General features: G+C 64.5%; 12 protein-coding genes. 2 read left to right on the forward strand and 10 right to left on the reverse strand.

Features of this window, described 5'->3' with window-relative positions; translation table 11 throughout:
• Positions 1–44 precede the first annotated feature (44 nt).
• The 8 genes from KUV74_RS04385 to ffh form a co-directional block, all read right to left on the reverse strand.
• A complete protein-coding gene (locus tag KUV74_RS04385) occupies positions 45–1,361 on the reverse strand; it encodes a homoserine dehydrogenase (RefSeq protein ID WP_045991328.1) in 1,317 nt (438 codons plus the stop codon).
• Between the two features lie 104 nt (positions 1,362–1,465).
• Positions 1,466–2,203 (reverse strand): DsbC family protein, encoded by a 738-nt coding sequence (locus KUV74_RS04390; protein ID WP_045991329.1) that lies wholly within the window; start codon positions 2,201–2,203, stop codon positions 1,466–1,468.
• A gap of 3 nt (positions 2,204–2,206) precedes the next feature.
• A complete protein-coding gene (xerD, locus tag KUV74_RS04395; protein ID WP_231498426.1) occupies positions 2,207–3,103 on the reverse strand; it encodes a site-specific tyrosine recombinase XerD in 897 nt (298 codons plus the stop codon).
• A gap of 157 nt (positions 3,104–3,260) precedes the next feature.
• Positions 3,261–3,617 (reverse strand): 50S ribosomal protein L19, encoded by a 357-nt coding sequence (gene rplS, locus KUV74_RS04400; protein ID WP_045991330.1) that lies wholly within the window; start codon positions 3,615–3,617, stop codon positions 3,261–3,263.
• A 110-nt stretch (positions 3,618–3,727) separates the two neighbouring features.
• Entirely contained in the window at positions 3,728–4,534 is an 807-nt protein-coding gene (gene trmD, locus KUV74_RS04405) for a tRNA (guanosine(37)-N1)-methyltransferase TrmD (RefSeq protein ID WP_108131204.1), read from the reverse strand.
• Between the two features lie 42 nt (positions 4,535–4,576).
• Entirely contained in the window at positions 4,577–5,146 is a 570-nt protein-coding gene (gene rimM, locus KUV74_RS04410; RefSeq protein ID WP_045991332.1) for a ribosome maturation factor RimM, read from the reverse strand.
• Between the two features lie 50 nt (positions 5,147–5,196).
• Positions 5,197–5,445, reverse strand: a complete 249-nt coding sequence (gene rpsP, locus KUV74_RS04415) for a 30S ribosomal protein S16 (protein ID WP_045991333.1) — start codon at positions 5,443–5,445, stop codon at positions 5,197–5,199.
• 252 nt (positions 5,446–5,697) lie between these two features.
• Complete coding sequence (ffh, locus tag KUV74_RS04420) at positions 5,698–7,107, reverse strand: signal recognition particle protein (protein WP_045991334.1); 1,410 nt, start codon at positions 7,105–7,107, stop codon at positions 5,698–5,700.
• Positions 7,108–7,374: 267 nt separating this feature from the next.
• Here ffh and KUV74_RS04425 point away from each other — a divergent pair, with 267 nt between their 5' ends.
• Both KUV74_RS04425 and KUV74_RS04430 read left to right on the forward strand, forming a co-directional pair.
• The gene (locus tag KUV74_RS04425) at positions 7,375–8,175 is read left to right on the forward strand and encodes an inner membrane protein YpjD (protein WP_045991335.1); all 801 of its coding nucleotides are present in this window, start codon (positions 7,375–7,377) and stop codon (positions 8,173–8,175) included.
• 75 nt (positions 8,176–8,250) lie between these two features.
• Entirely contained in the window at positions 8,251–9,546 is a 1,296-nt protein-coding gene (locus KUV74_RS04430) for an HlyC/CorC family transporter (protein ID WP_045991336.1), read from the forward strand.
• A 259-nt stretch (positions 9,547–9,805) separates the two neighbouring features.
• Here KUV74_RS04430 and KUV74_RS04435 read toward each other — a convergent pair whose 3' ends face one another.
• Together KUV74_RS04435 and KUV74_RS04440 are read right to left on the reverse strand one after the other, a co-directional pair.
• Positions 9,806–10,513 (reverse strand): 1-acyl-sn-glycerol-3-phosphate acyltransferase, encoded by a 708-nt coding sequence (locus KUV74_RS04435; protein WP_308812411.1) that lies wholly within the window; start codon positions 10,511–10,513, stop codon positions 9,806–9,808.
• Positions 10,510–11,160, reverse strand: a complete 651-nt coding sequence (locus KUV74_RS04440; protein WP_108131203.1) for a TetR/AcrR family transcriptional regulator — start codon at positions 11,158–11,160, stop codon at positions 10,510–10,512. The genes KUV74_RS04435 and KUV74_RS04440 overlap by 4 nt, the downstream gene beginning before the upstream one ends.
• Positions 11,161–11,292 lie beyond the last annotated feature (132 nt).

Consider the following 11,292-nt stretch of genomic DNA (forward strand, 5'->3'; position numbering starts at 1 on the left):
AAGCGCCCGCGAAAGCGAGCCTGGGCCCGCTCCCGCAGGCATCATCAGTCCTGCTCGTCGAGGCTCTCGACGCGAATGCGGGTCACCGAGCCGGCGATGTCGGCCAGGGACTCGATGCGGCGAATGGCCTCGTTCATGTGCTTCTCGAGGGTACGGTGGGTCAGCAGGATGATCGGCACCAGTTCGCCCTCGGTGGCCTCCTTCTGGATCAGCGCCTCGATGGAGATACCCTCCTCGGAGAGGATGGTCGCCACCCGCGCCAGCACGCCGGGGCGGTCCACCGCCAGCAGGCGCAGGTAGTAGGCCGTGGTGATGTCTTCCATGGGCATGATCGGCAGCTCGTCACAGTCATCGGTGACGCCGCAGAAGGCCAGATAAGGCGTGCGATAGCGATGCTCGGTGGAGATGTCGCGGGCCACGTCGAGCAGGTCGGCGACCACCGCCGAGGCGGTGGGCTCGTCACCGGCGCCGGCACCGTAGTAGAGGGTCGGACCGACGGCGTCACCCATCACGGCGATGGCGTTCTTGACCCCGTGGACGCTGGCCAGGAGCCGCTCCTTGGGAATCAGCGTCGGATGGACGCGCAGTTCGAGGCCGTCACCGGTGCGCTTGGAGATGCCCAGGTGCTTGATGATGTAGCCCAGGTTGTCGGCCTGCTCGACGTCCTCCGCGGTGACCCGAGAGATACCCTCGGTGTAGGCCTTCTCGAACTGCAGCGGCACACCGTAGGCGATGGACGCCAGGATGGTCAGCTTGTGGGCGGCGTCGATGCCTTCCACGTCGAAGGTCGGATCGGCCTCGGCGTAGCCCAGCGCCTGGGCCTCGGCGAGCACGTCCTCGAACGCCCGGCCCTCGTCGCGCATATGGGTCAGGATGTAGTTGCCGGTACCGTTGATGATACCCGCCACCCAGCTGATGCGGTTGGCACCCAGGCCCTCGCGCAGCGACTTGATTACCGGGATACCGCCGGCCACGGCGGCCTCGAAGGCCACGATCACGCCCTTTTCATGGGCCGCCTTGAAGATCTCGTTGCCGTGCACCGCGATCAGCGCCTTGTTGGCGGTGACCACGTGCTTGCCATTCTCGATGGCCATCATCACCAGCTCGCGAGCCACGTCGTAGCCGCCGATCAGCTCCACCACCACGTCGATATCGGGGTTGGTCGCCACCTCGAAGACGTCCTTGGTGGTACGAATACCGGTAAGGTCACAGGCGGGATTGATGCTGCGATGGGCGACCTGCTCGATCACCAGCGGGCGACCGGCACGCCGAGCGATCTCGTCGGCGTTGCGCGTCAGTACATTGAAGGTGCCGCCACCGACGGTACCCAGCCCACAGATTCCCACTCTCACCGGTTTCAATGTCATTCTCCCTTCTCGACCGTCGCCGCAAGCGACGGCTGTGTCAGCGATTTGGCGAGGCCCGAGTCTGGCTCGGGCCTTCTCGATTGTGTTGTCGGACGGGCTCAGCCGTCGATGCCGAGGCGCTCGGCCAGCCGTTCGGCGGGCACATAGCCCGGGACCATGGTGCCGTCGGGCAGGATGATCGCCGGCGTGCCCTGCACGCCCAGCTCCAGCCCCAGATGATACTGCCGCTCCACCGGATTGTCGCAGCTTGTGGCGCCGCTCGGAACCTCTCCACTCTTGGCGGCGGTCATCGCCTCGCTGGTATTGTCGGCGCACCACACCTGTTCGAGCTGGCGGGCGCCTTCGCTCTGCATGCCGCCACGCGGGAAGGCCAGGTAGTTGACCTGGATGCCCAGCTCGTTGAGGCGCGGCACTTCCTCGTGCAGCTTGCGGCAGTAAGGACAGGTGGTATCGGTGAAGACGTGGATGGTGGCCTTGGGCTCATCGACCCCGCGATAGACGATCTGCTCGGACTCGTCGATGGCCGCCACGCGGCTGGCGCGGCTGGCGTTGCGGCTCTGCTCGGACAGGTTGACCAGGCCGTCCTCGGCGTTCTGGTACAGATCCCCCACCAGGAAGTGGCTGCCGCTCTCGTTGGTGTAAAAGGACTCCCCGGTCTCCAGACGCACCTCGTAGATGCCGTCCATGGGGGTATCCAGCACCTGACTCACCGGCATCTTCTGGCCGTTCACCTCAAGCTCGTTGAGCGCGGCGGGAGGGGCCGCCAGCGCACCGCTGGTCCACAGGGCAGCGGTGAGCAGAGCGGGCAGGGAAAGCACGAACAGAGGGCGTTTCATGGGTCAGCCTCGAGGATGATGGTCGGCGTGCAGGGCTTCCAGTCGCGCCTGCGCCACATGGGTGTAGATCTGGGTCGTCGACAGGTCCGAGTGCCCCAGCAGCATCTGTACGACACGCAGATTGGCCCCATGATTCAACAGATGGGTGGCAAAGGCGTGCCTCAGGGTGTGTGGCGACAGCGGACGATCGATGCCTGCCACACTGGCGTAGTGCTTGATTCGGTGCCAGAAGGTCTGGCGGGTCATGGCGCCGTCGCCCCGTCCGGGGAACAGCGCCGGACGCTGGATATCGCTCATCAGCTCGCTACGCCCCTGGCGCAGGTAGCGCTCGAGCCAGTGGCCGGCTTCCTCGCCCAGCGGCACGAGACGGTCCTTCTGCCCCTTGCCGCGCACCCGCACCACGCCCTGGCGCAGATTGACCGCATCGGTGGTCAGACCGACCAGTTCGCTGACGCGAAGCCCTGCGCCGTACAGCACCTCGAGCATGGCGCGATCGCGCAGTCCCAGGGCGGTGGACAGGTCCGGCGCATTCAGCAGGCGCTCGACCTCGTCCTCGTCCAGGGTGTCCGGCAACGATGGCCGCACCCGCGGCAGGCGCACCCGGGCCAGCGGATCCGCTTCGATCATCCCTTCGGCCAGGGCCCAGCGGTAGAAGCGCCTGAGGCTCGACAGCAGCCGGGCGTTGCTGGTGAGCTTGTAGCCCTCTTCGCGACGCGAGTCCAGCCAGTCCGGCAAGGTCCGCTCACCCGGCGTGAGCAACGCGCACGACTGACCAGCAAGCCAGTTGGCCCAGGCCTCCAGATCGTGGCGATAGGCGCTCAGGGTATGGTCGCTGACGCCCTGCTCGAGCCATAGCTGGTCGAGGAAGCGGTCGATTGTCTGACGATCGCCGGCGCTCAAGCAACACCTCCTGGGCTCTGGTGGCTAGCCATCGAGGGCACTGGTGAAGCACGAGAGGGCCCCCAATGCACCGACACCCCGCCCCACGAAGGTGGTGACGGGGTGTCGGGCGAGGGAGGCGGGGCCTCCCTCAGACTGGCTGACAGCGCTGGCTGTTTTAAGCCAGCTTTTCCTTGATGCGCGCAGACTTGCCGCTACGCTCACGGAGGTAGTACAGCTTGGCCTGGCGCACGTCACCGCGACGCTTGACGCTGATGGAGTCGACCAGCGGGCTGTAGGTCTGGAAGGTACGCTCGACGCCGACGCCGTGGGAGATCTTGCGCACGGTGAAAGCGGAGTTCAGACCGCGGTTACGCTTGCCGATGACCACGCCTTCGAAGGCCTGGAGACGCTCGCGGTTGCCTTCCTTGACCTTGACCTGAACGACGATGGTGTCGCCCGGTGCAAAGTCCGGCACCTGCTTGCTCATCTGCTCGGCTTCGAGCGCCTGGATCACCTTGTTCTTGCTGCTCATTTGACTCACTCCTGAAATCGTTGTGATCCATCGATCGGTCGTGGGTGCCGATGGATCGTGATCCCGGCCCTCGAAGCTCGAGCGCGCGGGTCGTTGATGACGCAGGTCCGTCAGCGGCGACTGGCCGCCTCGTCGGAATCCCGACGTTCGTCCTGCACCTCCGCCTTGTCGGCGTGTTCGTCGATGAACTCGTTCAACAGCCGCTTCTGCTCCTTCGACAGCTGCCTGCCCTCGAGCAGGTCGGGCCGCCGTTGCCAGGTACGCCCCAGGGACTGTTTCATCCGCCACTGACGGATCTGTCCGTGGTGACCGCTGAGCAGCACGTCCGGCACCTTGCGACCGTCGATTTCCTCCGGGCGCGTATAGTGCGGACAGTCCAGCAGACCGTCGTTGAAGGAGTCCTCGACCGCGGAATCCTGATGCCCCAGTACACCGGGCACCAGCCTTGCCGCCGTATCGATCAGCACCATGGCGGGCAGCTCTCCCCCGCTCAGGACATAGTCGCCGATCGACCACTCCTCATCGATGTCCGCTTCGACCACGCGTTCATCGATGCCTTCGTAACGCCCCGCCACCACCACCAGGGGCGGTCCGGACGCCAGTTCCCGCGCGCCCTGCTGATCCAGTCTGCGCCCCTGGGGCGACAGGTAGATCACCTTGGGACGCTCGCCGGTGGCCGCCTGGGCTCGGCTGCGGGCGTCGTGGATGGCACTTCTCAGGGTGTCGACCTTCATCAGCATGCCGGGACCACCGCCATAGGGGCGATCATCCACGGTGCGATGGCGGTCGGTGGCGTAGTCCCGGGGGTTCCAGAACTCCAGCGTCACCTGGCCCTTGTCGACGGCCCTGCCGGTCACGCCGTGACGAGTAATCGCCTCGAACATTTCCGGAAACAGTGACACCACCCCTATCCACACGTTATCGATCTCCTGTCGACGCGGTTTTCGAACGCACTGCGCTCAAAACTCCGGGTCCCAGTCGACCAGCATCTCTCCTGCCTCGAGATCGACGCGCTTGACCACGTCATCGGGCAGGTAGGGAAGCAGACGTTCGCGATCGTCCGGGGCGTCGCCGCCCTTCACGACCATGACGTCGTTGGCACCGGTCTCGAACAGGTAGGCCAGGCGTCCCAGAGACACCCCTTCCAGCGTGACGACCCTGAGGCCTTCCAGCTGGTGCCAGTAGTACTCTTCACTGTCGAGTTCGGGCAGGTCTTGCTTGGCCAGCAGGATGTCCGCTCCGGCCAGACTCTCGGCGCGGTCACGGTCATCGACACCGTCCAATTGGGCGACCAGGCCCTGTCCCTGCTTGCGCCCCTGCTTGAGGCGATGGCGCGAAATCTGTCCGTCGTGACGGACCACCCACTCGGCATAGTCGAGAATGCCTTCCATGGGCGAGGTGTAGGAATACACCTTCAGCCAGCCCTTGATGCCGTAAGGACTGGTCAGCTTGCCCAGCACGACGTAATCGTCGCTGTGGCGATCGTCTTGCGCTTGGCGCTGCGCGCTAGGGCGTTGTGGCGATGCCATCTGGGTCAAACCTCTTTCACACCGGGACATTCACAGGCAAGGCTTGCGCCTCAGGCCTGCTTGCGAGCTTCCTTGACCAGCTCGGCGACGCGGTCAGACAGCTGCGCGCCGTGGGACTGCCAGTGGGCGATGCGGTCGAGGTCGATGCGCAGACGCTCTTCCTGGCCACGGGCCACCGGGTTGAAGAAGCCCAGACGCTCGATGAAGCGGCCGTCGCGGGCGTTGCGGGAATCGGTCACGGCGAGGTGGTAGAAGGGACGCTTCTTGGCGCCACCACGTGCCAGACGAATGGTAACCATACGTTGACTGTCCTTCGGTTGGGATTTCAGATAACGGCGACGGCCAGGCCAGCCACCGGTGTTTCGCTCACGACGAGGGCCGCGCCAGGCGCGGTCCTCGAGTGAAGAGGCAGTATTCTACGGAAAACCACCCCCCAAGGGAACCTTTTTTGCCGCTCATCCCTTGACGAGCGAGGAGAGCCGGGTCCTGTCATCAGCCCTCGTCATCTTCGCGCTTGGCATTAAAAACAGCACCAGCGCAAGAAAACTGACTCAGCGCCAGGGCATGCCGCCGGGGCCACCCATGCCACCCATGCCTCCGGGGCCGCCAGGGCCACCTCCGCCCATCATGCCGGACATGCCCCTCATCATTTTCTGCATGCCGCCTTTCTTGCCGGCCTTCTTCATCATCTTCTGCATCTGCTTGTGCTGCTTGAGCAGACGATTGAGGTCCGGCACCTGCAGGCCGGCACCGGCGGCGATACGGCGCTTGCGCGAGCCGTTGATGATGTCCGGATTACGGCGTTCCTTCGGCGTCATCGAGTTGATCAGCGCCTCGAGCTTGCCAAGCTCCTTTTCGGGCCCAGGTCCCTGGGCCATCTCGGCCATCTGCCCCATGCCCGGCAGCTTGCCCATCAGGCCGCTCATGCCGCCCATCTTCTTGAGCTGCTGGAGCTGTTCGCGGAAGTCCTCGAGATCGAAGCCCTGGCCTTTCTTGACCTTCTTGGCGAGCTGTTCGGCCTTGCCCTTGTCGACGGTACGCTCGGCTTCCTCGATCAGCGACAGCACGTCGCCCATGCCGAGGATACGCGAGGCCACACGATCCGGATGGAAGGGCTCGAGGGCATCGACCTTCTCGCCGACACCCATGAACTTGATCGGACGACCGGTGACGTGACGCACCGACAGGGCGGCACCGCCACGGGCATCACCGTCGGCCTTGGTCAGCACTACCCCGGTCAGCGGCAGGGCATCGGCGAAGGCGCGGGCGGTGTTGGCCGCATCCTGGCCGGTCATCGAGTCGACCACAAACAGCGTTTCGGAGGGCTCGATGGCCTGATGCAGCCCCTGGATCTCCTGCATCATCGCTTCGTCGATGGCCAGGCGACCCGCGGTATCGACCAGTACCACGTCATGGAACTGGATCTTGGCGTGTTTCAGCGCCGCCGTGGCGATGTCCACCGGGGCCTGATCCGAGCGCGACGGGAAGAAGTCGACCTCGACCTCCTTGGCCAGGGTCTCGAGCTGGTCGATGGCGGCGGGGCGGTAGACGTCGGTGGAAACCACCAGCACCTTCTTCTTTTCGCGCTCGCGCAGATACTTGCCCAGCTTGGCCACCGAGGTGGTCTTGCCCGCACCCTGCAGGCCGGCCATCAGCACCACGGAGGGCGTGCCCTTGAGCGACAGCCCTTCGTTGGCCTCGCCCATGGTGACTTCCAGCTCCTGCTGGACAATCTTGATGAACTGCTGGCCCGGCGACAGGCTGCGGGAGACCTCCTGGCCCACGGCACGTTCGCGCACTCGCTCGATGAACGCCTTGACCACCGGCAGGGCAACGTCCGCCTCGAGCAGCGCCTTGCGCACCTCGCGCAGGGTGTCCTTGATGTTGTCGTCGGTCAGGCGTGCCTGACCCTTGATCGACTTCAGCGTCTGGGACAGACGCTCGCTCAGGTTCTGAAACATGGGCCTCTCCAAATGCGATGGCCTCAAGGCGCCCTTGTCGAGACGCCCCTTGAGACGGCCGCCGGTGCGCGGCCTTGACGATGGCGCAAATTATACGCCTTGTGGCGCGGACTCTCCATGCAGTTGCCAGCAAGACAGCCGAAGAAGGCCGCCCGCTGGCTGTCAGCCGAGGCGCTATCCGGTATAGTCGGTGTCGAGGGGAAGGCATTCCCCGGACCCAGGATCCCTATCTTCAAAGGCGCCGGCAAGGCGCACGGACAGCACAGCATGCAGGCGTTACCTCTGGCTCTACTGGCCTTTGTCTTCTATCTGGCGGCTGCCTCCTGGCAAGGGCTGACCCTGATTCGCCGGGTACCTCCGCGCGACCTACTGGTGCGCGGCTTCGGCACCCTGGCGGCGGCTCTCCACCTGGTCGTCGCCGGCGGCCTGCTTGCCCTCGAGGGCTCGATGCTGCCAGGACTGTCCACCAGCGCAGTGCTGGTCACCGCCCTGGCGGTGGTGGTGCTGCTGGGCGCCAGCCTGTTCAAGCCGGTGCTCAATATCGCCGCCGTGCTGTTCCCCTTTGCAGGCGTGGTGCTGCTGCTCGGTACCGAACTACCGACCCCTACCAGCGCAAACGGCATGACCCCCGGCATCGCCTTCCACGCCGTCAGCTCCGCCCTGGCCTTCGCGGTGCTGGCCATCGCCTCGCTGCAGGCGATACTGGTAGGCGTCCAGAACAAGGCCCTCAAGCATCACCGGATACGCGGCGTGGTACAGGCACTGCCGCCGCTGACCACCATGGAGCGGGTGCTGTTCGAGATGATCTGGGTGGGCATGGCCCTGCTTACGCTGGCCATCGCCAGCGGGTTCGTGTTCCTCGATAACATGTTCGCCCAACACCTGGTCCACAAGACGGTGCTGTCGCTGCTGGCCTGGCTGGTGTTCGCGGTACTGCTGCTGTGCCACTACCGCCTTGGGTGGCGAGGTATGCGGGCGGTGCGCTGGACCCTGGGAGGCTATATCGCACTGCTTTTGGCCTACTTTGGTAGCAAGTTTGTCCTTGAGGTGCTGTTAGCGCACAGCTAGACAGGAGGTCTCCTTGACACTCCCGGCCCGACCCCCTACAACTCGACCCCTACCCGCGACCAAGGATTTCACGTCTTGAACGACGACTTTCCGGTGGGCCTGCTGTTCGGCCTGCTCTTTCTGCTGATTGCCCTATCGGGCTTCTTCTCCAGTTCCGAGACCGGCATGATGTCGATCAACCGCTATCGGTTGAGCCACCAGGCCAACAGCGGACAGCGCAACGCCAAGCGCGTGATGCGCTTGCTCGCGCGTCCCGACCGGCTGATCGGCGTCATCCTGATCGGCAACAACTTCGTCAACAACCTGGCGGCCTCCATCGCCACCATCATCGCCATCCACTTCTTTGGCGATGTCAGCGGCCCCGCCATCTCCACGGCGATCCTGACCATCGTGGTGCTGATCTTCGCCGAGGTTACCCCCAAGACCTTCGCGGCGGTGAAGCCGGAGCGCATCGCCTACCCGGCCTCGATGATCCTGGAGCCGCTGCTCAAGCTGCTGTATCCGCTGGTGTGGGTGGTCAACGTGATCTCCAACGGCCTGCTCAGACTGCTTGGCGTCAAGAATATCGACGGCAATGGTGACAATCTCACCCGCGACGAGCTGCGCACCGTGGTCCACGAGGCCGGCACCCTGATCCCCCATCGCCACCAGGCCATGCTGCTGTCGATTCTGGATCTCGAGAATGTCACCGTGAACGACATCATGGTGCCGCGCCATGAGGTGGTCGGCATCGATCTCGACGACAGTCTCGAGGATATCCTGACCCAGATCCGCACCAGCCAGCACACCCGGCTGCCGGTATTCAAGGGCGACATCAACAGCATCATCGGCATGCTGCACCTGCGCAATGCCGCCCGCTTCCTGTCCAGAGGCGAGGTGACCAAGGCGGCCATCGTGCAGGAAGCGCGGGAGCCCTACTTCATTCCCGAATCGACGCCGCTGCACACCCAGCTGTTGAACTTTCAGAAGCAGAAGCGCCGGATTGGTATCGTGGTGGACGAGTACGGCGACGTGGAGGGTCTGGTGACCCTGGAGGACATCCTCGAGGAGATCGTCGGTGAATTCACCACCGACGTGGCCGGCCAGGAACAGGACATGCTGCCCCAGAGCGATGGCAGCCACGTGATCGACGGCACCGCCAATATCCGTGATATCAACAAGTCGCTGGGCTGGCACTTGCCCACCGACGGCCCCAAGACGCTGAACGGGGTGATACTGGAACACCTCGAGTCCTTCCCCGACGGCCCGGCCTGTCTGCAGATCGGCAACATCCGCATGGAAATCCTCGAGATGCGCGACAACCTGATCACCTCAGTCAGCTGCTGGCCTGGCACTCGCCGCGTCCTGGCAGAATCCGACGCGGGCGACTGACCACCGCAAGGACCAGAGGCACGTCAGTCGCGACGCGACATGCAGGGAAGAAACCGGCGGGCAAGGCACCAGCAGGCAGAGTACTTGCCAGCAAAGTACTGACAAGCAAAGTACTGACAAGCAAAGCACTGACAAGCAAAGCACTGACAAGCAAGGTATTTACGAGAAAGGGACGGCCGAGGCCGTCCCTTTCTGCGTTATCCCTTCCCTAACCCGACCTTCCCTCTGTCGGAGCCTGCGTACCCCGGCGGCGGTTGCCTCAGGGCTTACCGGTCTCGACCCAGCGATCGGCTTCGGCCTTGAGCTCGCGCACCCGGGCCTCCAGCGACTGACGGGTGGCTTGCCCCGGCGGCACCGGCTCGTCGAAGTAGAGCGCCACCCGGGCGCGGCAGCGCCTGGGGAAATGGGCCAGAGCCTTGCCGTGGCAATTGGAGGTCCACGAGCCCCACAGGCCTGACAGCGCGGCGGGAATCACCGGCACCGGGTCCCTCGACAGAATCAGATCGAGGCCCCGGCGGAAGGTCTTGACATCACCATCCGACGTCAGCCGCCCTTCCGGGAACAGCATCACCACGTCGCCGTTTCTCAAGGCGCGGCTGACTTCTTCCAGGGCGCGACGCACATTGCCCGGGTCACGACGATCCGACTCCACGGGTATCGCCCCGACCATGCGGAACAGCCAGTTGAGGCGCTTCGACTCGTAGATCGGGCGATCCATCAAGAAGCGCAGCGGCCTGGGGCTGCCGCCGCCCATCACCAGCGCATCCATGAAGCTGACATGATTGCACACCACCAGCGCCGGCCCGCGCGGGGGCACGAAGCGACGCCCCTGGAAGCGAAGTCGGTACAACACATGGATAAAGGCAAACACGAAACGTCGGATATACACCGCCGGGGCGCGATAGAAGCGCCAGGCAGCGATGCAGGCAAGCAGGCCGACGAGGCCCCAGACGAGTACGTCGATCACGGCGTGTCGTTCACCTGTCTATCGCCCCTCTGGTCACGGCCTATCTGCTTGAGTCCGGCGAGGGTGGTCGACAGCAGTTGATCGAGCAGCTCCTCGACCTCAAAGGCGCCGCCCTGGGAATAGCCAAGACGATCATTGAGCCCCAGCTGCACCAGGCCATGAACGCTGCCCCACAGGGTTCGCGCCAGGCGCTGCGCCTCGAGCGATTCGAGATCCGGTTGATACTCGGTCAGGGTCCCCTCGACCCGGGCAAACAGTGCGCCGATCATATCGGTCTGGCGCTGATCGAGCTCGCCTTCCTGGGCCAGCGGATAGTCGAACATCAGCTGCCAGCGATGGGCGTCTTCGCGGGCGAACTTCCAGTACCCCTGGGCCAGGGCACGCAGCCGGGCCTCAGGCTCGGTGGTGTCGACCAGCAGGGGCTCCATCACCGTGCGCAGCCGACCGAGGCTTTCCAGGTTGACGTGCTGAAGCAGGTTGTTGAAGCTGCCGTAGAGTTTCAGCAGGGTGCTCGGCGCACAGCCCACCTCCCGGGCCAACGAGCGCAGCGACAGGGCATGCACCGGCTGCTCAGCCAGCCAGGCATCGCAGGCGGCCATCACCTGGGCGTGAAGCTCCTCGGGGGCATGCTGTCTTGGACGCGCCATCGCTCTTCTCTCTCGCGGCCGGACATCGGCGGCTTCAGGTTCAGCGGTATCGTTCAGCATACATTAATCGAACACTGTTTTCGACCGCTCATTATGCCCCCTTCGCCGCAACAACGGGCTCAAGGCTTTCCT

Source organism: Halomonas sp. DP1Y21-3 (assembly GCF_019801245.1).
Classification (GTDB): domain Bacteria; phylum Pseudomonadota; class Gammaproteobacteria; order Pseudomonadales; family Halomonadaceae; genus Halomonas; species Halomonas litopenaei.